General features: G+C 63.9%; 19 protein-coding genes. 13 read left to right on the top strand and 6 right to left on the bottom strand.

The window, feature by feature from the left end; translation table 11 throughout:
• Positions 1–1934 precede the first annotated feature (1934 nt).
• The 3 genes from ACPDIT_RS06715 to ACPDIT_RS06705 all read right to left on the bottom strand — a co-directional run bounded on the left by ACPDIT_RS06715 (position 1935) and on the right by ACPDIT_RS06705 (position 6583).
• Complete coding sequence (locus tag ACPDIT_RS06715; protein WP_423442406.1) at positions 1935–3098, bottom strand: hypothetical protein; 1164 nt, start codon at positions 3096–3098, stop codon at positions 1935–1937.
• A gap of 2198 nt (positions 3099–5296) precedes the next feature.
• Complete coding sequence (locus ACPDIT_RS06710; protein ID WP_423442405.1) at positions 5297–6226, bottom strand: NYN domain-containing protein; 930 nt, start codon at positions 6224–6226, stop codon at positions 5297–5299.
• 162 nt (positions 6227–6388) lie between these two features.
• Complete coding sequence (locus ACPDIT_RS06705) at positions 6389–6583, bottom strand: hypothetical protein (RefSeq protein WP_423442404.1); 195 nt, start codon at positions 6581–6583, stop codon at positions 6389–6391.
• A gap of 1093 nt (positions 6584–7676) precedes the next feature.
• On the opposite strand from ACPDIT_RS06705, the gene ACPDIT_RS06700 reads away from it, so the two are divergent.
• From ACPDIT_RS06700 to ACPDIT_RS06690, 3 genes are all read left to right on the top strand, one after another.
• Entirely contained in the window at positions 7677–8144 is a 468-nt protein-coding gene (locus tag ACPDIT_RS06700) for a MerR family DNA-binding protein (RefSeq protein ID WP_423442403.1), read from the top strand.
• Between the two features lie 58 nt (positions 8145–8202).
• Positions 8203–8625 carry a mercuric transporter MerT family protein gene (locus tag ACPDIT_RS06695; RefSeq protein WP_423442402.1) on the top strand — a complete coding sequence of 141 codons (423 nt, stop codon included), beginning with the start codon at positions 8203–8205 and terminating at the stop codon, positions 8623–8625.
• Positions 8626–9175: 550 nt separating this feature from the next.
• Positions 9176–9703, top strand: coding sequence for a putative iron-sulfur cluster-binding metallochaperone (locus tag ACPDIT_RS06690; protein WP_423442401.1), 528 nt, complete (start codon positions 9176–9178; stop codon positions 9701–9703).
• Positions 9704–10466: 763 nt separating this feature from the next.
• Here the strand turns inward: ACPDIT_RS06690 and dps are convergent.
• Positions 10467–10958: a DNA starvation/stationary phase protection protein Dps gene (dps, locus tag ACPDIT_RS06685; RefSeq protein ID WP_423442400.1), complete on the bottom strand. Its 492-nt coding sequence runs from the start codon at positions 10956–10958 to the stop codon at positions 10467–10469.
• A gap of 395 nt (positions 10959–11353) precedes the next feature.
• Complete coding sequence (locus tag ACPDIT_RS06680) at positions 11354–12472, bottom strand: sigma-70 family RNA polymerase sigma factor (RefSeq protein ID WP_423442399.1); 1119 nt, start codon at positions 12470–12472, stop codon at positions 11354–11356.
• 401 nt (positions 12473–12873) lie between these two features.
• Here ACPDIT_RS06680 and ACPDIT_RS06675 point away from each other — a divergent pair, with 401 nt between their 5' ends.
• From ACPDIT_RS06675 to amrA, 9 genes are all read left to right on the top strand, one after another.
• A complete protein-coding gene (locus ACPDIT_RS06675) occupies positions 12874–13791 on the top strand; it encodes a MerR family transcriptional regulator (protein ID WP_423442398.1) in 918 nt (305 codons plus the stop codon).
• Between the two features lie 93 nt (positions 13792–13884).
• Complete coding sequence (tsaE, locus tag ACPDIT_RS06670) at positions 13885–14343, top strand: tRNA (adenosine(37)-N6)-threonylcarbamoyltransferase complex ATPase subunit type 1 TsaE (RefSeq protein WP_423442397.1); 459 nt, start codon at positions 13885–13887, stop codon at positions 14341–14343.
• A complete protein-coding gene (tsaB, locus tag ACPDIT_RS06665; protein WP_423442396.1) occupies positions 14312–14998 on the top strand; it encodes a tRNA (adenosine(37)-N6)-threonylcarbamoyltransferase complex dimerization subunit type 1 TsaB in 687 nt (228 codons plus the stop codon). Before tsaE ends, tsaB begins: the two co-directional genes overlap by 32 nt.
• Positions 14995–15633, top strand: a complete 639-nt coding sequence (thiE, locus tag ACPDIT_RS06660; RefSeq protein ID WP_423442395.1) for a thiamine phosphate synthase — start codon at positions 14995–14997, stop codon at positions 15631–15633. The genes tsaB and thiE overlap by 4 nt, the downstream gene beginning before the upstream one ends.
• A gap of 54 nt (positions 15634–15687) precedes the next feature.
• On the top strand, positions 15688–16920 hold the full coding sequence (locus tag ACPDIT_RS06655; RefSeq protein ID WP_423442394.1) for a KamA family radical SAM protein: 1233 nt from the start codon (positions 15688–15690) through the stop codon (positions 16918–16920).
• A gap of 128 nt (positions 16921–17048) precedes the next feature.
• On the top strand, positions 17049–17552 hold the full coding sequence (gene nusB / locus ACPDIT_RS06650; RefSeq protein WP_423442393.1) for a transcription antitermination factor NusB: 504 nt from the start codon (positions 17049–17051) through the stop codon (positions 17550–17552).
• 43 nt (positions 17553–17595) lie between these two features.
• Positions 17596–18441, top strand: a complete 846-nt coding sequence (locus tag ACPDIT_RS06645; RefSeq protein WP_423442392.1) for a PHP domain-containing protein — start codon at positions 17596–17598, stop codon at positions 18439–18441.
• Positions 18438–19352, top strand: coding sequence for a signal recognition particle-docking protein FtsY (gene ftsY, locus ACPDIT_RS06640; protein ID WP_423442391.1), 915 nt, complete (start codon positions 18438–18440; stop codon positions 19350–19352). The genes ACPDIT_RS06645 and ftsY overlap by 4 nt, the downstream gene beginning before the upstream one ends.
• Before the next feature lie 697 nt (positions 19353–20049).
• Positions 20050–21312, top strand: a complete 1263-nt coding sequence (amrA, locus tag ACPDIT_RS06635) for an AmmeMemoRadiSam system protein A (RefSeq protein ID WP_423442390.1) — start codon at positions 20050–20052, stop codon at positions 21310–21312.
• A gap of 328 nt (positions 21313–21640) precedes the next feature.
• On the opposite strand, the gene ACPDIT_RS06630 is transcribed toward amrA, so the two are convergent.
• Complete coding sequence (locus ACPDIT_RS06630; RefSeq protein WP_423442389.1) at positions 21641–21979, bottom strand: c-type cytochrome; 339 nt, start codon at positions 21977–21979, stop codon at positions 21641–21643.
• Between the two features lie 552 nt (positions 21980–22531).
• Between ACPDIT_RS06630 and ACPDIT_RS06625 the strand changes: the two genes are divergently transcribed.
• The gene (locus ACPDIT_RS06625; RefSeq protein ID WP_423442388.1) at positions 22532–23086 is read left to right on the top strand and encodes a cob(I)yrinic acid a,c-diamide adenosyltransferase; all 555 of its coding nucleotides are present in this window, start codon (positions 22532–22534) and stop codon (positions 23084–23086) included.
• The last annotated feature ends 742 nt before the right edge of the window (positions 23087–23828 follow it).

The following is a 23828-nucleotide window of genomic DNA, read 5'->3' as shown; positions in this document are numbered from 1 at the left end:
GCTCTGCTGATCTCATAGGCCTCGGTGTTTTCCGGCTGACTCACGTCCCATGGATCTAGCGCCTGTTCGACGCTCTTCAGAAGGTTTGCCAACACGTGTGAAAGATCACTCATATATTGGCTCGCATTCGGGGGCAATGCTTCCGCCTGGACCTCCGCTTTCGGCGGTTTGGCCCACTCCTCCATTTTGTTTTTGATGCTTTCGGCGATGCTTTCAAGCTCCGCTTGCACCCGGTCGCTGAGCGCCTCCGCTGCTCTTTGTATGACCTCAGCAGCCCATATGCCCCGGCGGCACGGCTCCAACACTTGTTGCCGGAGTTTCTGCACCAGCGTGCGCATCTGGCGCGCCGGGCCATTCTGGGCCGCCCGTGGAGGCTCCTGGTTCTCCCCCGCCCGGTTTTTTACAATGCCGTCTTTTCTTTTCATCGGCACTTCGTTGGTCCGCATGGCACACAGGCAGCTTGTTCAGGTTTCAGAGGGAAAAACTCACGTTGGGCGTTCCTCCCGCCACACCGTCCGCGAGCCACCATCTGAGATGCCTTGCGAGGCCGCGGGACCGATCCAGAGCACCATGTGGCTCCTCTCCCGCAGGCCCATCTGCGCCGGCGAGGATCCGCACGCGTCGGCGCTGCGGTCCACTCGCCAGCAAACGGGTTCCCATTCGATCTCGTCCCTCCACGGTTGCAGCATGACGTTTTGCTCACGGACTCCATCCATATCCGGCATTTCCGCGCCCTGGCTCTTCGCTGTGGAACGCAGATCGAATTGCCGAAACCGGGAGCGGCTCCGCAGCACAGCCGACACACCGCGGTCTTCGCCCCTGACCGCCCGCAGCATCTTCTGCGGTGGCAGCACTCCCGCTGCCCGCAAAGGCTCAGCAAAGGTACTCATACCCTTGCCGCTATTGTTGATTCGACCAAAGTGCCTTTGCTGGCCAAGATGCCTGGAACAGTTCACCACGAAGCATCCGAACCATGATCTCGATTCGCGTTTTGAGAAGCTCGCATTCGGCAAACCGCTCCCGGGGTACCGGGCCAATCCCGAAGACCGCCAGTCGGCCCGGTAACGCCACGGTCCGCCGCCCGCCTTCAATGCCATCGACTCCGCGGCGTCGGCGGACCCGCTCCATGTGCGTCCTTGCCCCCGCTGCCGGTTCTCGTCAGCCTTTTCCCTCCCGGCGGTCGCCGAACGGCTGCTGATACCCCCGTGAGGCTCGGCGGAGCGACAGGAGAAACTTTTCACGCCGGCCACAACGTTGCCTTCACACCCCCTCGGCTGCCGGAACCCGCAGCGGCCGGCGGGGACCAGCCGCGCCCGCACTGCACAGGTTCGCCTCTGAAGCCCTCGGAAACCCACAGCGTTGGCCCCGCAGTAGGCGCTCCCACAGCACCTGGCCGGCCTCTCGTATCGAGCCCGGCGCTCCTCAAGTGAACCTGGCCGCCCTCCGCCACTCCCCGAAGCTGCCAGACCCAACGCAGCCCTTGCCCCCTCCTCCGCTGCATCCGAGGCCAGGCCTCGGCAGACAATCCCTAGCGCTCCACAATAAGCCTCCAGGGGCCTGCCAATGGTCTTCTGCTCCCTCAGAAGCAAGGCCTCACGCCCCTGCCACCGCCGTCCCTCCACCTGCTTCGAAAACTCTCGTACTTCCCGCACTTCCCACCACTGCCCTGGGGGAGCAGTGCCACGCTGCCGTGACCTTTCCTGCTGCGCAGCCGCGGAGATCATGCTGACAATACGACTCAAACACAGCCGTCCCTTGGTGTCAAGCCAATCCTGCCCGGCCCGCCGCGGTGCTTCACTTCCGGAATCTTTCTCCGGAGTGCAATCTGCGCACCGCATATGCGACCACTTGTTCCCGCGACCGGCGTCAACTCTGGAGCGGCCGTCCTCTGCGCCAATACCCTACCACTGGCCGGCCCGCCCCGACAAACGCAGCTACGAGTCGCCATGTTCGTCACATTCGCTAAACCGCATCCAGTTAGTAAACACCAGCGCCATGCGAGGGACCTCGGGCGTGATCATTACACCCGGATTCCCCGGACGCCTTGCCCTCATATAGTTTATCCACTCGCTGCGGCCAACGACCGGGGAGCTTGTCTCTCCGACTACCTCGAATAATAACTTGCCCTGGTACATACTCACCTTTGTCTTCTCCATCAATGCCAGCAACTGTTGCATCGGCGAAAGCTGCGGCGCATAGGCATGCACAAACACACAATCGACTTCGTGGGCAAAGGCGCACACACCTTCGGTCGTCGCAACGAAAGCCCCGGTGATCAACCGCTTCTCGCGATGGCTGATGAATTCCCATATGCGATTCTGCCACTCGCCCACTGTTTTTCCCCGCGCCAGTTCTCGTACATGCCCGCTCGGACGAAGAACCGGGTCGTTTCGAGGTATTCGCCGCCCCTGAGCCCCATATATGGTGACCCCTTGCACACCCGGATACCCGTTAGTGTGCACAAGCCGTAGCTTTTCAAGCTTAAGCACATACGACTGAATGGGCATTCCGCTGTCCCAGAGGTCTTCATATGGGCACACCTGGGCCAACCGGTCGGCACTGTCCCACAGAGCCCTGATCTTAGCCGCATCCCCGTCAGCCGCGGGAGCGTTTTGCTGCAGGCTGTAGGCGATGAGGACCAACTGCGAAGAACACTCTAAGTGCCTGGCGGAATGAGGAGAAGCATAGATGAGCGCATCGAAGTAATGCGCATAGGCATGAAGGTGCGTGCCGTCACAGTAGTAGGCGCCTGGCACCACGTGACCCTGGTGGAGATCGATACATTGCTGGTTGACGCGGCTTCGTGCCTGGCGATCCGCGTTTGGGGTGCCAAGGATATTCCTCGTTTGGCCGCTTGGGATCCGTTTATACCGCCATGATCGATCCTTGTGGCATTGCGGCTTGCCGTTGTTGGCGTCATATATTTCGATACCTATAATGTCCGGGTAGCGGCCATGTGACATCTGAAGCGTGTCAGGGATGCGAAGCAGCGCTGGATAAATACGATGTTGTTGGTCTGCGTGGGAGTGGTGCTGGTATGGACAGACCGAAAACGCGAGTTTGGCGCGTTGGCACAGTTGGATCCAAGAGGTGGACATTGCTGACCTCCAGAATATCGACACTAAACGTTGCGACCGAGACCCGCTGTTGGGCGGTGGGATCGTGTCATGCAGGCACGGCGTCGCCTGAAACCGTTGTCTGTAGCCGGCGAATCAACCTTGTCGAGGCCAAGTGCCAATCGACACACATACTTGTCTTGTCCGCTCCATGGGCAATGCTGCACACCTGTCAAAACGGGAGGCAACGTAGAGCGGAGGTTCACTGCACACGGACGCACCCACAGCGCGCGGCGTTCGGGCGCACAACTTGCAGCCCCTGGCGTGGTGGCCCCGCTGGGCCAACGCGGCCCTGTACGATGGACTTGGGACAGCACACGCGTTTTATCCAAACAAGGGGTCATGTTTGCAGGCACATCTTGCTGCCAGTGGCACGGATCGCCTTTGGGACATGTGGTTGCGACGCGTGTGCGGTCTGAACCGGTGAGAGCGGGCGTGCCGACAGGCGGCGTCAGGACACAACAGAGTGTAGTCCGCCACCTACCTCTAGAGCGGGCCGTTGCGCTTGAAGCGGCACCGGTCTTGCGGACACGTCGCGCTCGGCTCCCTACGCTCCACGGTTCGGGCCGACGGTCTGTGCAACGGTAGTCCATTCGCCCGTGCCAGCACAGTGCAAGACGTCCGGTAACGGAAGACGACCCTTTATCATCGGGAGCCCGCGAAGGCGCTTTTGGGGAAGGCCGAGCTTTTCCAGAGCCGATAGGGCCGAAGCCCTGAACAGACCGGCCCTGCTTAGGTGCTGCGAAGCCTCCAAAACGGAGCGGCGGCGAGAAGAATGCGCGTAGGTGCACGGGGGCGCCCGTGGGTAAGCTGACGCCGGCACACCGGAATCCGAAAACGGTTGGCGTCATCATATTCAACTCCGAAGCAACCATCTTGAACGCGAGCGGCCGGGGCGGGGCCGAGGTCGGTGGTCCGAACTCGCCTGGGCCCGAAAATCCGTCGCCACAAACTAACAGTCATCTCCGACAAAAGGGAGCCCACGTATTGACGACGTATCTCTTTGGGGAGAAGGATTAAGACCAGAATGAAAAGCGGGGCCAGCAAGATGACCACCGTCATCACAGCAATCATCTTCAGTAGCAAACGTCTGTATGGCCGGTCGCGACCGATGCTGGCTCAGCAAGTAACATTTCGCAATGGGCGGTCCGATGATTGATTCGTGGGCCAGCCTGAAGAGATTCGTCACCCAGGCCCCGCGGATGCTGTGAAGGTGCAATCGGTCAAGGACGGGACCCGAACAGCCGCAATCCGAACCTCCTCGGGTAAAAGCACTGGAAAGCCGCGGACCGAACCACGCCCGACCCGGATTGCGTGCCGTGTCGCAAGGCCCGGGCTCAGGAAGCCCGGCTGTGCTCCGGGGCGCACCGGCCGCTGCTGAACGGTCACGGCTTGTGCCCAGCGTCCACGATTGGTCGCCCCCTTGCGGAACCGGAACTCCGGCCGGCGTTGAGGCGCGTTCCGCCTCATCAGGAACTGCGCCAAGCCAAGTGCGTCAAACCTCTCCGCGAAGCTGGGCAGTATCACTGGCGGGACCTGCTAGCAGCGTCTTCCCAACGGATCCGGGCCCAAATGGGACTGCAGGGCCCTTTTGGGGAAGCAGGCTTGTGTTTTCCTTCCGATCCCACGCCTGAATCCGGCAGGGTGTTGAGAAAGAGGTGTCCTCCGAAAATGTCCCTCGGTTCTTCGTACATTCTCGCATATCTTCTGTCGGCACAAAGCACTTTTTTAACAACCTACCAGGGTCGCGCGATTCAACACCTCGCTGCGGCGGATCCCGGCCACCGACAACCCCTGGCTCCCTTATGACGCCGGCCCCACGTGCTGCTGTGCGCGGCGAGCGTAAATATACAGTCCTGCTGGCTGACGCCTCTCGCGGCGAGCACGAATCCCCCTGAGGCATACGCTGTGTACAACTCCGCTTTCCTCCCCTTTCTCCCCATGGCCCGGCTGGAGCGTGACGTCATGAACCATCTCCCGCCTCAGCCCTCCTTGAAAGGGCGATCCGGCACCACCTTCCCAGATGCCCGGCTGAGCTCGGCAGGTCGGGATCCGTTTCGCCTCGAGCCCAAGAAGCCGGCGTATCCCCTTGGCACCGTGCGCAACACCGCGTCGCACACTCGCCATTCGGGCTCCGCCCACTCCTATGGATGGAAAGCCCCGCGACAATGGGCGCACGCCTACTCCTTTTCAACCTTTTCAATCTCAACTGCCCAAAAGGCTCCCGGACGTCGGGGGTTTGGCTCCAGCTTGAACCGGACCGAGTCTCCCACCTTGAGCTCTTGGAATAACCCGGACCTGACATTCCTAGCAATAAAGAACCAACGACACTCTCGGGCCTGCTCATCCGCAATGAAGCCGAAGCCCGCAGCATCAAGCTGGTCTATGATTCCCTTGTGTTGTCTACCCACCTCAACGGGCATTCGGGCCGTCGAGCTGCCCTCATCCACAGAGATTGGTTCCTCGCCCTGCAGGAACATCGCCTCCACAAGGGCGTCATCACTGTGCCTTCCTTCGCCGATGATTTGCTCCATACGAACGGGGTATGTAACCTCTTCGAGAAGAGCTTTAGCCACGCGTGTTGAATGCCGGTGACCTTTGTCGTCCGTGCAGTCGAACTCCCAGGCAAGGAGCATCACACGCGTGCCGAGCGTGTTGATTTTTCTCACCAGCGGCAGGAAGTCACCGTCGGATGCGAGCAGCACAAGCACGTTGAACCTCTTATAGACGGCGAGCTCAAATGCTTCAAGTGCCAGCCAGACGTCAATCCCCTTCTCACCTTGGTCCGTTCGTGGCAGATAATGAGTGATAATCCCAGCGTGCATCAGAACGTCGTCGAAGGCGCGCTCGGCCAAAAGCTTACCGGCTCGATCAGCTTCGGTGGCCGAGAATCTGCCCCGAAAGTAATGTGCGTCGACGACGCGGCAGTGCGATGGGTGTACACCCTCCAATTCTGCAACCTTATGTCTGATAAACTCATGCAATCCCTTCAGCTCGAGGCGTTGTTTCCGCGGATGCGCGTAGCGATAGTAATCGCTGACAGCAGAAAAGTATCCGCCGTCATAAAACACGCCTATCCGCGTCAGTTTTTCGTCGGGCATTGAGATCATGGACCGTCACCCCCCCTTCTGGTCAACCGGTGGAACTGGTATGTTGTCAAAAACAGCCAAGGGTTTATAGGATGCCGTACAATTCGCTCGTGCTCAAGACTCTCGTTCCAAGAGGAAGGTTCTGTCAAAATCCTTCAGCCACGGCAGGGGTTTTGGCGGGGCTCATTCGGTTTCGCTTTCCTCCACGATTTCCCTGACCTCATCGTACCGCACGACTAACGTTCGGCCATCCTCCAACTTGGCACGCAGCGCTTCATCACCGAGCATGTCCAACGTAGCTCGGTGATAGAAAGCTCCTGTCATTGTGGCGATAAAGACTCGTTTGCCAATTAGATTAGCGAGCATCTCGCGGTCCATATTCACCTCCCTTCATACGCGGTCGCCGGATTAGGAGACTAATGTGCGCGCACACCTTCGGCGTGGCCGCAGTCCTGGCGAAAGCAGCCCAAGGCCGAGCAATCTCGTTCAACAGATGGCGCATGACAGTCGCTATACGAGCCATTGGTTCAGAAAATCAAGCAGAATCTTCAGCAGGCATGGCGCGAAGTGGTCGTCGCGGTTAGAAGGAGACATTCCAGAAGTGGCTGGTTGCATGGGTCTGGCTAGCCCTTCGAAGTGACGGCCAACGGTTGGAACGGCCACGACCTTTCGGCTCTCCCGCGTATGCCAGCTCCGACCCCGGCGCTCGAACTGCCCGCGGCTTTCCATTTCCACGTTCATTCTCACTGCGCACAGGCCGTTTCCCAATCACCAGAGCCCCGCGACCCAGGCCGGTGCGCAGGCACGGCGGCTTTTCCCCAAGCGTCAACGCCGTCCCGCCTGTGCAGGAGGTAGCCGAAGAGGAGCTGAAACGCCCCGGACTGCAGATGGCGCAGGGGGCTGGGGTATAGCTTTCGAAACTCCTTGGCTGTCAGCCAGCTACGCTGGCCAACTGCCTCGGGACTGGATTCGAAGGGCAGGGATACCACTGGGCCAGTCGGGCCGACACTGTGCGAGCGTGGCAGCCGAGCATGAGCAGGGGGTGGACGAAGGAAGGTGCGAAGCGCGTGCCACTGGTGCCAGCGACGCACCGAGATCGGCGCCGCCTCCGGTTGCATCGCCGGGCAACCCCACCGGGGCGGGCGGCGCATCGGGTCCACATCCTCCCGCAGCAGCCACTCCCCAAAACCGCCCACGGCCTCCGACCGGTCCCGGGGCCCGCCAAACGCTGCTCAGTCGGGTTGGGCGGGCAGGGACATTCAAGCTCGCCCTTCGACAGGCTGCGAAGTTTTCTTCGCAAAGTCGTCCCTCCCCCACCAACGAGTTCCGCGGGTGCTCGCGAGAAATGAAGGCTTTTTCGACCCCCGGCTACAAGCATTTGCGCCCCGAGTGGCTTTCCGGTCTTTCCGTCGGGCTCCCCGGTAGTACGGCGTGCCTGGAATGCGCCGAGTCCGAGTTCGTCTGGCGCTCGATGAAACCCAAACGATCTCTAAGGGTGGGCCAGCTCGCCGCGGAGGCCGGCGTCGGCGTGCAAACGCTGCATTCCTACGAACGGCTCGGTCGGCTGCCCGAGCCGGAACGGTCGGCTGCCAACTACCGGCGTTATCCGCCGGGGCTGCTCGACCAGGTGCGGTTCATCAAAAAGGCCCAGGCACTGGGGTTCGCCTTGGAGGAGATTAAAGAAATTCTGACGTTGGGCCGACAAGGGCGTGCCCCGTGCAGGTCAGTAGTCGAGATCGCTAGGTGGCATTTGGCGGGGTTGGAAATGCAGCTTGCGGCCCTGGAGGAATTTCGGGGCGGGCTCCAAGCCTTTGTGTCCCAATGGGAAGAGGAGACCTCCCGTCCCCGGAAACGCGCCAGGGCCTTCTGTGATCTGATCGAGCGGCTGCCCCTGCCACCCCGGACGGGCAGGCCGAAACATTTTTCCAAAAGCCCTTGACCCTCCAGCCGACCAGAGGCCGTAGGCTCGGGCAAGACATCGAAGATGGAGAACGCATATGGACAAATGGAACGCTCTGCAAAAGGTCACTCTCGCCGGCAGCCTGCTGGCCGCCATTACCGCATCGCTTTGTTGCATCGGCCCGCTGGTGGCCGTGCTGCTGGGCGCGGGCGGCTTTGCCGCATCCGCGGCGTTCGAGAAATGGCGCCCGGTGTTTCTGGTCGTGGCGTTCGTCCTGCTGGCCGCGGCCTGGTATCTGACGTATCGCAAGCCGAAAGCCGCTTGCGAGGAAGGCTCCGCCTGCGCGGCCCGACCCGTCGCCAGATGGAACAGAACTCTTCTATGGTTGGCCACCGCGCTGGTGGTGGCCGCGGCGGCGTTTCCGGGTCTGTCGTCGGTGCTGTTGCGAGGCGAGCTGCCGGGTTCGGGCGCCTGTTGCGCGCCTGCCGGCGTCGCCGACGAAAACGGCGCGCCGTTCTGACGGCGAGGCTACGGAGCACGGATTGGGCGGCGGGCGCGCTCAACCTTCGGGCGAAACTGCAGGCACAACCGGGCATTTGAAGCACTCGGCTTCGTTTCGACACCACGAAAGCGGTCTCCCGCCCCAAGCGGGCAGGGATTCCTCCGGAGAGCATCCCTGCAGTGACTAACACCACGAGGTTCAAACCCGACCGTCCCGGTGGAAGGGGAAGCTTCGGGAACCGAAAAGAGGCCGGTGAGGAATGAACGCTCGACGGCGTGGGTTCGTTGCGATGCGAACGCACGGTTCGCAGTCGGTCGGATTGCCAACGAACGGTCGATGTGACGCCGGTCCGTTCCATGCCGGCCCTTTTCTCGAAACCTGCGGATGAGGAGTCCGCGATCCGGTGGAGCGGATGATTCCGCCCAGGTTGGGCAGCTGAGGTTTGACGGGTCGTGGAGTCGGGCTTCAGCTCACCGGACGCCGGGAAAGGTTCAGCCTTGGGGTCGGTTTGGATTTGTTCTGGTGCAAGTTGGGACGACTCTTGGTAGAGTTCGAAGGGAGTTCTCCGATGGGAAGCTGTTGCTCAACCCCACCGCGGGCGAAAGAGGCTCTGGCGGAGCCGGGCCAGGGGGCCGCGACGGCCTGCCCGGTTTGTGGTCAACCCGGGCAACGCGTCGAAACACGAACGCTGAAGCACATGGTGCAGCCGTGGCACCTGGATCGCGTCAACAAACCGGGCTTTTTGTTCTGCAGCTCGTCGCACTGCGAGGTGGTGTATTTCCATCCGGAGGGTGACTGTTTGCGCAAACAAGACGTGCGGGTGCGGGTGGGCCTGAAGGAAACCGAGGATCCCGTGCCCCTGTGTTACTGCTTTGGCTTCACGGAAGCGATGGTGAGAGAGGAAATCCGGGCCACGGGGAAATGCACCATCCCGGAACGCATCGCCGCCGAAATCAAGGCCGGCCACTGCGCCTGCGAGATCCGCAACCCTCAGGGCTCATGCTGCCTCGGCAACGTCCGGGCCGCCGTCAAGCGGGCGATGTCGGCCGTCGCAACCTCTGGCAGTGTCGCTGGGCTTTCCGCATGCGCGGGCTGACCTCCCGGTTTTACCGCGGAAACCAAGAGGGGAAATGTTTCCGCCGTGCGGCGTTGTTCTCCTTTGCCCCACCCAAAAGGCTGCGGAAAAAGTCATTTTGCGCAGCAAGAAACCTCTGGATGACCTCGAAAATCGAAGCCGGTTTTTTGGAAGCACGCCTTTTTCAACGAGCTGCGAACTTGGGCGACTCACCCTGCTTTTGTCCAGAGCCGCCGGGGTCTTTAAAGATGCGAGCTACGGCGCCTGCCGCGTCGCCCGTGCGTCGATCGCCAGGAGCACCACAGGGCTGCGGCTGCTCACGTCCAGGTTTTCGGCTCTTCTGAAACCGCGGGACCGGACGGGTGAGCCAGCGCTGCCCGCATGGGTGCGTGCAACGCTTCGCGACGTTGATGGTCCCCTGATTCCGCTCCCGTGGCGGCCGCGCCCGAGAAGGTGGACTTGTCCGGCAGCCGCGTGCAGCTTCTCGGGCCGCCCGCATTGCGGTTCCACGCCCCCACCGTGGGCGTCTCCCGATTTCCGAGGGCCTGGGGGGCGTGGCCAGTCATTCATGACGGCCCGGGTGCGAACGGGTCGCTACAGCACGCACCGGCCCAGCGCCTCAACCAAGGGAGGGCCGGGCCCTGTGGGTCTCGGATCCGCAGCGGGGATCCGCTTGTGGGCGCCTGTCCGCCCGGGATGGGCTGATTCTCGGACCGATTTTCAAAAAGCCGCCGGGCCGCGGCCCCCGACGTGTTTCCTGAACCCTGCGGCGCGGCTGGGCTTTCTATTTCTGGGCGTGGGCTTCCAAAAACCAGAGGGCCTTGTCGAGCGCGCGGGAAATCTCCGTGAGAAGGTCGGCCGTGCCGGCGTCGCCGGCGCGGGTGGCTTCCTCGATGGCTGCGCGTGTGGAGGCAGCCAGGGCGGCAAACCGCTCGGCCAGCGCCTCCACTGTGGGCAGGCTGTCGACGGTTGCCGCCGGGTACTCGGGGAGTCGCGAGGCACTGGCGGCGGCTCGGACCGTGCCCAGCGCCAGGCCGCCCAGGGCGGTGATGCGCTCGGCCAACAGGTCGATCTGGCCCAGCAGTTCACCGGCCAAATCGTCGAAGAGCTCGTGCAGGCTGTAAAACTGGGCGCCCTTGACGTTCCAATGGGCCTGCTTGGTCTGGCTGTAGAGGTCGAAAGTATCGGCGACCTGCTGTTGCAAAAGGGCGCGCATCCGTTCCCGCACGTGGACCGGAAGGTCGATTCGAGTTGTGAATGATTTGTTGGCAGTCATATCAGTTTCCGTTGGCCCTCAACGTAGGGCGCTTGTAGCCGAAGCGCAACAGCCGCGTTGCGCGGGAAGTTGTTCGTGCCCGCCGGACCGGGCAAGTGGAAAACGTGGAAGCTTTGTTTGCGCGGGCATTTCGGATCGTTTCTTTGTGCGTGGACCGGCAGTCCGGGAACGCCGCCTCCGCCGCAGCCGCGCCGGGCGGGGTGCGGAGTTGAGTGGCACAAGGCGCAGGTGGATGTGCCTCCGGATCCCGCCGTCAGGCGTAGTGCGCCGCCCATCTGTCCCTTCCACAGGTTCCTCAGATCCGCCGGGGTGAAAGGCCGACCCCGGGCGTTGGACGGGAGTCAACGCAACGCCGGGAGCCTTTTGAGCCAAACAGTCGAGAGGCCCGAGCGGCCTCAGGTCGAGACGCCCAGGGCGTGGAGGTCTTCCTCCAGCATGCGACGCAGTTTGTGCAGGGCCAGGTTTTGGAGCTGGCGGACGCGCTCCCGGGTGACCCCGAATTTGCGCCCGACCTCTTCCAAGGTTTTTTCGGGTCCGCCATGGAGGCCGAATCGGAAGCGCAGGATGCTGGCTTCGCGCTCCGGCAGGCGATTGACCAGTTCAAGAACCTTGGCGGCCGTGGTCCGTCGCTCGAGGATCTCGGCCGGATTCGGAGAAGACTCGTCCGGGACCACCTCGCCGAGGCGACTGCTGTCCTCGTCCCCCAGGGGGGCGTCCAACGAGGCGGGTCGGATGGCAGCCGATCGGAGAGCGGCGACCTTTTTGGGCGTGGTGTTCAGTTCTTGGGCCAGCTCCTCCTCGGTGGGTTCCCGACCGAGGGTTTCCTGGAGCCGCAATTCGGCCAGCCGCAGGTGATAGATCTTGTCGGCCACGTGCACGGGCAGACGGATGGTCTTGCCCTGGTTGGCCAGGGCGCGGCGGATGGATTGTTTGATCCACCACGAGCTGTAGGTGGAGAGCTTGCCGCCCTTGGAGGGATCGAAGCGTTCGACCGCCTTCATGAGGCCGATGTTGCCCTCGTTGATCAGGTCCAGCAGCGGCAGGCCAAGTCCTTCGTATTCACGGGCGATTTTGACGACGAGGCGGAGGTTGGCGCGGATCATGTGTTCGCGCGCGGCTTCGTCGCCCTGCTTGATGCGTGCGGCCAGCTCGACTTCTTGCTCCGGGGTCAGCAGGGGTACCTGGCCGGCCTCGCGCATGTAGAGGGTAATGGCGCTGGCGGCCTCGCCTCCCAAACGGCGGAGCTCTTCCAAGGGGTCCGCGCCGGGGGCGGGGTCGGCGGGGTTGGTCGTTTCCGCCTGGATCGTGGCTCGCAGGGTTTTGCGATGGATGGGGTTGAGCCAATCTTTTTCGGAGGAGCTGCCGGCCTTAGGGGCTTTGGCGGCGCGGAGCGGCTTGGCCTCGCCGGACGGAGCGTGATTCGCTTGTCGGGCGCGCGGCTTCGCGGCTGAGCGCTTGGCACGGGGCGGCCGCGTCGTGCGGCGGACCTGGGTTTCAGTTTTTGGGGCACGCATAGTTGCTTTTGGGCGTTCGTGGTGTACGGTTTCGCCACGAAAACCTGACTCACGGTTACAAGATTCGATGCGTTTGGTCAATGTTTTGTTCAATTTTTTTGCCGCGCACCAGACAAAAAAGGTGTTGCAAGCTCCCAACACTTTCGTCACCAAGTCGTTACGCATCCAGGCGCAACGCGGTCCCATCGCCTGTCCCGGCCGCCGGGCGGTGCCGTTGCATTTGATGTCCAAGTTGCGCGCTCGCCCCTGGCAAGGGATCTGGGGCTGGGCCGCCCCGGCGGTTGGCGGGCGGAGGGGTTGCCGTGGGCCAAAGGGGGCGCGCCACGAGTCCGGCCGGGAGCGGCGGGAGGGCGGCGTGTTGATGGAGACAGTAGTGCATGCGGTCCGGTCCTGAGGGCACCTTGGATACGCCTTTTTATTCGATTCGTGTGGTGGCGGAACGCACGGGGTTGAGCCCGGATCTGATTCGGGTGTGGGAGAAGCGGTACGGGGCGGTTCAACCGGTGCGCACGCCGTCGAACCGCCGTCGCTACTCGGAGCGGGAGGTCCAGCGACTGGTATTGTTGAGCAAGGCGGTGGCGGCGGGGCATCCCATCGGGACGATTGCCCACCTGCCGGAGGACCGATTGCGCGCCCTGGTCCTAGCCAATGGGCATGGATCCACCCACGGGCCGGGGAGCGGCTGTGCGCCGCACTGTGCTTTTGTGGAGGAGGCTCTGGACCGGGTGGCCCGGTTCGATGAGCCGGGGTTGCGGCAGGTGTTGAATCGGGCGCTCGTTACGGTGGGGGTGCAGGGGTTTCTGTGTCGCATTGTGGCGCCGCTGATCGAGCAGGTGGGGGAGCAGTGGCGATCCGGAGCTTTCCTGGCGGCGCATGAGCATTTCCTGAGTGGAGTGTTGCGGGTGATGTTGGGGAGGCTGGAAGGGCAGTTGTCGTTGCGGGCGCCTCGATTGGTGGTGGCGACGCCCGCGGGACAGATGCACGAGTTGGGGGCGTTGCTGGCCGCGGCGGCGGCGGCGCAGGTGGGGTGGCGTCCGGTGCAGTTGGGGACCAACCTGCCGGCCGCAGAGATTGCGGGGGCGGCGATCCGGTGCGGTGCGCGTGCGGTGGCGTTGAGCATTGTGTATCCGGCCGACGACCCGGACTTGCCGGAGGAACTGCGCAAGTTGCGGGAGTTCCTGCCGGGGACGCTGGCGATTCTGGTGGGCGGGCGGGCCGCTCCGTCGTATCAGACGGTGCTCGACCAAATCGGGGCGTCCGTGCATGCGGACCTGCGGTCGTTCTGCGACGTGCTGGATGGGTTGCGCCGGTACCGTTGAGCGGGCGGTTGGTGGCCTCGAGCGCTTCCCGTGTGCCGGCCGCAGCGGAGCCCCGAGCTTCCCCCTGCGGGTGATCAGCCTTATGTTGCCGGTGTGGAGTGCGTGCTTTCGAGCAGCCCGGAATGTACGGAGGGGTTGGGGATGCGGTGGGCGGAAACCGTCGCACCGGGCTGGGTCATTGCTCTGACGGGTGATCTGGGGGCGGGCAAAACGCAGCTGGTCCGTGGGGTGGCACGCGGGCTGGGATTTGGGGGCCGCGTGCATTCGCCGACGTTCAATCTGATCAACATCTATCGAGGCGGACGACTGCCGGTGTACCACCTGGATTTGTATCGTCTGGAGACCGGGGAGGGCCTGTGGGAGGCCGGTTTGGATCAGTTCCTGGTGACAGATGGATTGACCATCATCGAGTGGGCGGATCGGCTCGGGCCACAGGGTTGGCCGGACTGGGCACCGCAGCCGGTGCGGCTGCGTCGGGTGAAGATGGAAGTGACCGGGCCGCAGGAGCGGCGCATTTTTTATGAAGATATTGGCCCTGGATTTCTCGGGTGAACCTCGCGGGGTGGCCTTGCTGGAGGGGACGCCTCCGGACATGTGGGAGGTGCGGGCCGAGATGGAACAGCGAGGTGGCCGGTCGGTGCCGGCTTTGGCGATGGTGGGGCGCGTGCTGGAGGAGACGGGGTGGGACCGGTCGGAAGTGGAGGCGATTGCCGTGGGCCTGGGGCCGGGCTCGTACACGGGCATTCGGGCGGCCCTGGCCCTGGCGCAAGGTTGGTTTTTGGCCCGGGGCGTGGCGGTGTACGGGGCCAACAGCATGGACAGTGTGGCAGCGCGGGCCTGGGGAGCAGGGTTGCGAGGTCGGGTCCGGGTGGTGGTGGACGCTCAACGACGCGAGCTTTATGTGGCGGGCTACGAGTTGCGGCAGGAAGGATGGTGCAGAGTGGAACCGCTGCGCCTGGAGGCGGTGGAGCGTTTGCAACAGGCCAACGACCGGGCGGACTGGATCTGGGTCGGTCCGGAAGTGGACCGATGGTTTTCGGAGGGGCGCTTGATGGGCCCCTCGGCTGTGGAAGTGGGCCGGCTGGCGGCTCGGGAGGCACCGCGTCGGCCGGAGGCGTGGGAACCGATTTATTTGCGGCCGGTGCAATTTGTGAAGGCGCAGCCCGTCGTCGGGGGAACGGTCGTGACTTCGGAGGGAGTCCCGTGAAACCGTTGGCGGAATGTCGGCTGTACGCGTTCGTGGACACGGCCTATCTGGCGGGCCGGGATCCGGTTCAGGTCGCCGAGCAGCTTTGTGCCGGGGGTGCGGATTTGATTCAGTTGAGGGCGAAGGACCGATCCGTGGCGGAGATTCGCGAGCTGGCCCGGAGGATTCTGCCGGTGACACGCGCGGCGGGGGTGGGCCTGGTGATCAATGATCATCCCGAGGTGGCGTTGGAAGTGGGAGCAGAGCTTTGTCATCTGGGGCAGGAGGACTTCTTCGACGGGGGCCATCTCCATGTGCAGGAATTGCGGCCGGAGGGCCGGGCGCTGCTTGTGGGATTGAGCACCCATGCGCCGGAGCAGGCGCTGCGGGCTGTGGCCGCGGGCGCGGATTATGTGGCAGTGGGACCGGTGTATGCGACCGGGACCAAACCCGGGGCCAGGCCCGTCACGTTGGAGTATGTGCGCTGGGCGGCGTCGCATTTGCAGGTGCCGTGGTTTGCGATTGGCGGGATTACGCTGGAGAATGTGGACGAAGTGTTGGCGGCCGGCGCCACGCGGATTTGTGTGGTTTCGGCCATCTTGCGTGCGCCGGATGTGGCCGCGGCCTGCCGGGCGTTTCGGAGCCGGTTGCCATAAAGGTGCGGGTCGGTTCCTTGACAGGCGGGGGCGCCATCCTATAGTTCGGTCACCATGGAGCCGTCAGCTTCATCTACGGAAGGCAGCGAGGGCGGGGGAGGTCGCGCCGCCTTGAAGGCATTCGTGAGCGCGGGGCGGGGGTATTGGCGGGACGTGCCCGCCGAGCAATGGGAGGACTGGCGCTGGCAACTGAAGAACCGGATCACCACCCTGGCCCAACTGGAACGGTTGCTGCCCACCCTTACGCCCGAGGAGCGCGCCGGCACGCAACTGGCCAATCAGAAGCTGGCCCTGGGCATCACCCCGTACTTTTTCAACCTGATTGACCCGGCCGATGAGTTTTGCCCCATCCGGCGGCAGGTCATCCCGAGGATCGAGGAAACCGTGACCGCCCCGTGGGAGATGAGCGATCCCTGCGGGGAGGAGGCGCATTCGCCCGTGCCCGGGCTGGTCCACCGCTATCCGGACCGCGTGCTGTTTCTCGTGACCGACCGGTGCGCCTCCTACTGTCGGTACTGCACGCGCTCGCGCATGGTGAGCAACGCCACCGGGTACGACTTTCACCCCGATTTCGAGCAGCAGATCGCATACATCCGCAGCCATCCGGAGGTGCGGGATGTGCTGCTGAGCGGGGGTGATCCGCTGTTGTTGAGCGACGAAAAGCTGGAGGCCTTGCTGGGAGCGTTGCGCGCCATCCCGCATGTGGAGTTCCTGCGGATCGGCACGCGCATTCCGATTTTCCTGCCCCAACGCATCACTTCCGGGCTGTGCAATGTGTTGCGGCGGTACCATCCGTTGTTCATCAGCATCCATTCCAACCATCCGCGGGAGCTGACGTTGGAGGCACGGGCGGCGCTGGAGCGGCTGGCCGACGCGGGAATTCCGCTCGGCAACCAGTCGGTGTTGCTGCGGCATGTGAACGACGATCCGGAGATCATGCGGATCCATGTGCAAAAGCTCCTGATGTGTCGGGTGCGCCCGTATTATTTGTACCAGTGCGATCTGATTGCCGGTTCGTCCCATTTGCGCACCAGCGTGCGACGCGGCCTGGAGATCATGCGCCAGTTGCGGGGGTACACCACCGGTTACGCCGTGCCGACCTATGTGATCGACGCTCCGGGCGGCGGCGGCAAGGTGCCGCTGACGCCGGAGTATGTCGTGAGCCATACGGCCGACCGCGTGTTGTTGCGCAACTACAAGGGCGACCTCTATGAATATCCCGAGGCGCCGGACGAGGTGCCGCGGGCAGCATCCCGGCGCCCTCAATGCGAGCCCCAGTGCGTGTAAGCGGGGCTGCGGGGTTCTCTTCGTGGGCGGCAGGGGCCGGATTCGGAGCCGGTGGAGGCGCTGCAAGGGGGCCAGATTTTGATTTTGTGTTTTCGGAAGGCGGCCGTCTGGGTCATGTTCACAGTGCTATGGGCAAGGGGAAACGACGTGAGGCGCGCGAACGCGCCGTGCAGTTTTTGTTCCAGTACGATCTGAATCCTCCCGAGGATCTCGAGGAGGCACTGCGGGAGTTTTGGGAAACGCAACGGCTGGCGGCCCTGGCAGAGAAGGGGGGGCCGACGTGGGGCCAACCCGTCGAACTGCCGCCGCCGACGGCCGAGGAGATCGAGATTCGCGAGTTTGCCGAGCCGCTCATCCGCGGCACGCTGGCACACCGCGACGAAATCGACGCCAAGATCCGCCAGTACGCCCTCAACTGGGACCTGCATCGCATGGCGGTGGTGGACCGGAATGTCATGCGACTGGCCATTTACGAAATGCTCTACCGGGAGGACATCCCCCCCGTGGTGAGCATCAACGAGGCGGTGGACATCGCCAAGAAGTACTCCACCCCGGAAAGCGGCAAGTTTGTCAACGGGATCCTCGACCGCATCAAGAACGATCTCATGCGGCCGGCCCGAACAGTGACCTGAGCGCCGCAGGCAGGGGTTCCCTTGGTGAACGGGGGTGGGATTTGTGTTTGCCGATCTGCATTTGCACACGCGTTTCTCGGACGGGACCTACACACCCGAGGAACTGGTGGCGGAGGCGCACCGGCAGGGCTTCGTGACGTTGTCGATCACCGACCATGACACCGTGGAGGGCTGCCCGGCCATGGCGCGCGCCTGCGCCGAGCACGGTCTGCAGTTCATTCCGGGCGTGGAATTGACGGCGGAGTACGAGGGACTGGAGGTCCACATCCTGGGGTATGGATTTGACCCCGGCCATCCGGAGCTGCTCGAACAGATGGATCGATTCCAGGCCGTTCGGCAGCAGCGGATCCACGAAATGGTGGCGCGTCTCAACGAAATGAACATCCCCCTGCCGGTGGAGCGGGTGTTTGCCCTGGCGAACTGTCGCTCGCCCGGGCGTCCGCACGTCGCCCGGGCCCTGGTGGAGGCGGGGGTGTGCCGTGACCTGGACGAGGCCTTCGAGCGGTTTCTCAAAAAGCACCGGCCCGCCTGGGTACCGAAGTGGAAAGTGTCGGTGCCGGAGGCCATTCGTTTGTTGCACCGGGCCGGAGGCGTGGCGGTGCTGGCACATCCCGGGTTGTACTATGCCGATCCGGTTTTGCCGGACCTGGTGCGTGCCGGCCTGGATGGCATCGAATGTTTTCACACCAAACACACTCCGACCGTGACGGAGCGGTATCTTGCGCTGGCCGGCCGCTACGGGCTGGTGGTCACCGGAGGATCCGACTGCCACGGTTACAACAAAGGCCAGCCGTTGCTGGGGTCGATCCGCCTGGCCCCGGAGTTTGTGGAGCGGTTGCAACATCGGATTGCCGCGCGCCGTGCCGAATGCTCGATGAAAGGGTCATGAGGGGATTGTTTGCCAAGTTCAAGGAGGGCCTGCAAAAGACGCACAGCAAACTGGTCCATGAAATCAAGCGCGTCCTGACGCGGTCGCCCCGCATGGACGCCGCCACCCTGGAAGAGCTGGAGCAGATCCTGCTCGGAGCGGATCTGGGTGTGGCGATGACGCAGCAAATCCTCGAGGCGGTGCGGAAGGCCTACGAAACGCAAGGGTCGGCGGGTCTGGACGTGTTCTCCGTGGCGGCCCGCGAGGTTGCCCGCAGTCTGGCCACGCCCCGGTCCGAACTGCGCAAAGCAGCCCATCAAACGACGGTGGTCTCCATTGTGGGCGTCAATGGCACCGGCAAGACCACCACCGCGGCCAAGCTGGCATACGCCGTGCGGCAACAGGGCCACACCGCCCTTCTGGCCGCTTGCGACACCTTCCGCGCTGCGGCCATCGAACAACTCAAGTTGTGGGGTCAGCGCCTCAACGTGGAGGTCATCGCCGGAGCCTACGGAGCCGATCCGGCGGCGGTGGCGCATGACGCAGTCGCTGCGGCCAGGGCGCGCGGGGTGGATTACGTTTTTCTGGATACCGCCGGCCGGCTTCATACCAAGCACAATCTGATGCAGGAACTGCAGAAAGTGCACCGCGTGGTGGGTCGCCAGATCCCGGGGGCACCGCACGAGGTTTTGCTGGTGGTGGACGCCCACACGGGCATGAACGCGCTGCAGCAAGCCCGGGAGTTTCACAAGGCGGTGTGCCTGACCGGCCTGGTGGTGACCAAACTGGATGGCACCAGCAAGGGCGGCATCGTGGTGGCCATCCAGAAGGAACTGGGCGTGCCGGTCAAGTTCGTGGGGCTGGGCGAACAGCCGGATGACCTGCAACCGTTCGACGCCGAGCAATTCGCGCGTGCCCTGTTTGAGGAGTGAATCGGGGAGGAAGGGCCGGCGGCGGCCCTGCTCGAACGAGGGGACCGTCCCTGCGCCGAGCACGGCTCCGAGCCAGAGCGAATCGCGGTACCCGGATCGCCATCCATTCGCCGTTGGAAGAATCGCGTCGTGAATGGGGGCGCGTGACCCGCAGTGGGCGACGGCTGCTGCGGCTGTTCCCGCCGGGTCCGTGTCCTGTGCCATGGTCGCCGTCGGAGCGCAACGCGGAGGCAAACCGACTTCTACGACGTGCAAGTCGCCGGCCACCTTGCCGGAAGTGCCAGGGCTGTGGTAGGTAATGACGAACAGGTCGAGCGCGGGAGCAACGAAACGTTGGCCCATGAACCAGGCGTGGCACTCCGGATCGCTAATCCAAGACGGGGTCATTCCCGCGAGGGCCATTGCACCGGCCGGTATGTCATCGTCGCACCCACAAGAGCCGGCGGGAAGCGCGCCACAGAACGAAGGGGCGGGACCAGGCCCGGAGGCATCGTATCCGTGTGGCGGGGAGGCCGCGGCTCACACGCCAGCTTCTGCCGAACAGGCAACGCGGGGCGAACCGTTTGCAGAAGCGGTTTGTGGCCGTGCGGATGCCGCCCGGGAGGAAGCCTGGAGGCGGCTGCGCGCCCTGGTGGTTTGCTCGAGCCGACATGGTGGGGCCCGGCCGATTCTCCAAGAGTTATGGAAGCTGGCAGGGATGGCCCGGCCGCGTTCCCTGCTGATTCTCGCGGGGAACCCTGCCCTGGGCCGCCGAAAGGTGGTGGTGTCTGGTCCGCTTCGCGAGCAAGCGGAGGACACGCCAGCCTGGAAGACCCTGACCCGCCAGTTGCTCCAACAGGGCGCATTTGAGGTGGCTCAACCTCAGCAGGTCCCGTCCGTCTCCCAGAAGGGGGCGGAAGATGCGGGGGCGCAGGAAGGGCCGTGGGGGCCTTATGCGCATTTGCCGGGCGTGCACGAGGCGGCGTGGCTGGCGGCGCATGGCGGACCCCGGAACCTCACATGGGTTCTGGTCGGCTCCCCGGACGCCGGGGCGCTGGCCAGGACGTTGGCCGAAAGTCTCACGCCGGAGACGCTCCTGCTTGGCCTGCTGGAGCCCGGGACGTGCCGTGTGTCGCTTTTGCCTGACGGCAACGTAGCCGGGGAAATGCAATCCCGGGCCGGAGCGCTGGTCCGAGCGGTGACCGCTCTGTCCGAGTCGTCAGGACTTCCTGCGGATCCGATCGCCCGCACGCTTGTGCATTTGGCCCGCGGCCTGCACTGGGAGGGCCTCTTGTGGACCCCTCGACAGGCGGGAGGAGTCGAGCAGTCTCACGTACACTCAGCCGCGGAAGAAGAGGCGGCGGTGTTCCTGGACCCGCCCGTGGGCAGCTTGCTGACGCCTGCGGAGCGCAGGCTTGTGCTGCACCTGGCACGGCGTGCGGTGGAGTCGGTTGTGCGCACGGGTCGGCTGCCGGACGTCAACCCGACAGCCCTGCCGTTGGCGCTGCTGGCGGTGCGAGCGTGTTTTGTCACTCTCACGAAAGACGGTCAGCTCCGAGGCTGCATCGGGCATCTGAAGGCTCAGATGCCCCTGTACCAGGCCGTGTTGGAGAACGCTCGCGCGGCCGCGGTGCAGGACTACCGGTTCGAACCGGTCCGGCCCTCGGAATTGGAGGATCTCCGAATCGAAGTCAGCGTACTGACGCCCGCTCGGCCGTTGCAGTACCGGACGCCGGAGGAATTGCTGCAGCGTCTGCGCCCCGGCGTGGACGGGGTGATCCTGGAGATCGGTTCATTCACCGCCACCTTTCTCCCGCAGGTGTGGGAGAAGTTGCCGGACAAGGAACAGTTTCTCGACCAGTTGTGTTTGAAAGCGGGGGCGTGGCCGGGGGATTGGCGCAGACTGTCCCCCGCCGTGTCCACCTACCAGGTCGAAGCCTTCGCAGAAGATGGCGACCTTGCTGCGGACTCCGGATCGTGATCCGCAGAGTCCCGGGGTTGGCCGGGGGTCAAGTCGGAGGCAGGCGCGACGAAGCGCTTCGGCTGGAGCGGACAGAGGCACGGCACGGCATCGCTTCTCGCCCTCGTCCACGCTCTTGGGCGCCGAAGGAGTCAGGCCGCAGGCGTCGCCAGCGGACCGGGAAGGGACCTTTACAGCAACGGGTGCCCCGGCTAACGCGGCCGACCTTCCCGTTTGTGTGGCCGTCTACTGAAGAAAAGCCCCGCCGCTCCTTCGCAAACCGAAGGGCAACGGGGCGGAAAGGTTCGACGCTGGCGCGTCGCAGAATCGACGGATCAACGCAAGCCGCTCACTGCTTCTTGAAGGTGCGCATGTAGGCGACCAACGCCTTGATGTCCTCGTCGCTCACGCCTTCCAGGGGCTTCATGAGCGTCTTGCCGTCCTTGTCTTTGAGTCCTTCCTTGATGGCTTTGAAGGCGGCGTCATCTTTCAACTCCGCCTGGACCTTGGGATCCGTGTAGTCCTTGGCCCCCAGCTTCTTGCCCATCTTGGTGTCGCCCTTGCCGTCGGCGCCGTGGCATTTGGCGCATTCCTTGTCATACAGGGCCTTGATCTTGGCCTCCGCCGCCAGGCCGCTCACGGCCAGGCTCGCGACCAGCGCGCATACCAACCACCATGCTCGTTTCATAGTTCCTGTTCCTTGTCTCTGCGAGGCCCGGGCCCGATGCCCCCTTGCTTTTGCAGCCGGCGGTGCATTTGCCGGACCTGATGGGCCGCACGAAACCGCAGCGTGCAGTCCGAGCCGGGATCGGTCAATCCCAGGCCTCTCTTATCCTTGGACACATTGCGTTGTGTTCGCATTCATGACTTCGCATTCTTTGTTCAAAATGCAGCTTTGCTTGACCCGCTCCGGGGGCGGTCTCGGTGGCACAGGCTTCTGACCGCAGCAGGAGGACCGGGATGGCGCCTTGTCCCTCGGAGAACTGCGCCGTTTCGATTTCCTCCCGGGAAGAAGTTTGCGGCCAAGGTAGCGGCGAGGGTTCTCACTCTGACATGCGGCCCGCCGGGTTCAGTCTCGGGGCCTTGATCGGGACGGACCGGCCTTCCGGAGGTAACTGCGTGCCGAGGGGTTCGGGAACCAAGTGCCGTGAAGGGGTCACGGGGTGCGCTTTTCGAGGAGCCGGAAAAGAGGGGTTTTTGACAAATGGCGTCTGGGGGGTCACCCTAGGGGCGCAGGCCCATGAGCATTGTCACCAAAAACGGCGATGGCGGACAGACGTGTTTGATGTACGGCATGCGCGTGCCGAAGCATCATCCCCGCATCGAGGCGTGCGGTGCGGTGGACGAGCTGAACGCGGCGCTGGGCCTGGCGCGCGCGCAAACTCCGCCCCGGTGGTTGGCGGAAGCGTTACGACAGGTTCAGCAGGATCTCATTGTTCTCATGGGCGAGCTGGCCACCGACCCTTCTTGCCACGAGCGGCTGCGTCGCGACGGTTTTCCCACGCTGGGACCGGGGCATTTGGAACGCCTGGAAGCCGAGGTCAGGCGGTTGGAAGCGGAACTGGCGCCCCCTCGGGGCTGGGCTTTGCCGGGGGCAAATCCGTTGGCTGCCGCACTGGATTTTGCGCGGACGGTATGTCGTCGGGCCGAACGGCGCGTGTGCGCACTGACGGGTCCGGATTCGGAGCCGCATCGCCAGGCGGTGATGTACTTGAATCGCCTCTCCGACCTTCTTTGGTTGTGGGCCCGGCGGATGGAGCAACCGGACGAAGCCCGCGGCAAGGGTCCCTCTTGACTTGAACGGTCTCGCTGGGGCCGGTTCGAGGGTCGGCAGGCACAGGTGGAGAGTCCCTGCCGGAATCGTGAGGGTTCGGCGCTGACGGAAAGCGAGCAAGGGAGAATCGGCTGCATGACGACCCCGGCGGTGCAGTGAGAACGGAGCGGTACCGGAGCTGCTTTTGCGTAAGGAGCTCATCACCTTGAGGTTCCCGACCGGGTCGCACGATGCACCCGAGCTTTCCCAGGGCTGCATTTCCGTTGGAACTGGACGGTGGAGCTCCGGCGCCGCGGAGGCCCGGCTGCGCCGAGGCTGCAAGCGACGTTTCCCAGAGCAGCCGCATGGCGATCCCTTCCCTCCGAGCCGATCCAGAGTCGGAAAGGTTGGGGGCGGCGGCGCGTGGCGGGTCTGCTCCAACGGAGCGCGGATCCTCCAGCCCAGGGCGATGCTCTGTGCAACTATGTGTCCCCAATTCACCTCCGCCCTGGAGGGGCGCAATTCGAGGTGGCAGGCCCGGCCCTCGCGATGGGGCGCCTCGGGCTGGGCCCTTTCTGGGTGCAGCGGGTTTGGGGACCGGGTTCCGAGGGCGTTGGCCCGGGCGGGTGGACGGGATGCGCCTTCGCGGCGTGGATTGGCCTGTGCGGCCAAGTGGACCGCGGAGGGCGCTTTTCAGTTACTGAGCCCAATTGGACGGGCTGAAGGAATGCCGGTTCCCCTCGGCTTTCGCGGACCGGGGACGCCCGAAATCCTTCCGGAGTTT

Origin of the sequence: Limisphaera sp. VF-2 (assembly GCF_049537125.1) — a bacterium.
In the GTDB taxonomy this organism is placed as follows: domain Bacteria; phylum Verrucomicrobiota; class Verrucomicrobiia; order Limisphaerales; family Limisphaeraceae; genus Limisphaera.
Note: the sequence above shows the minus strand (reverse complement) of the source record. Positions and strands in the feature narration are given on the sequence as shown.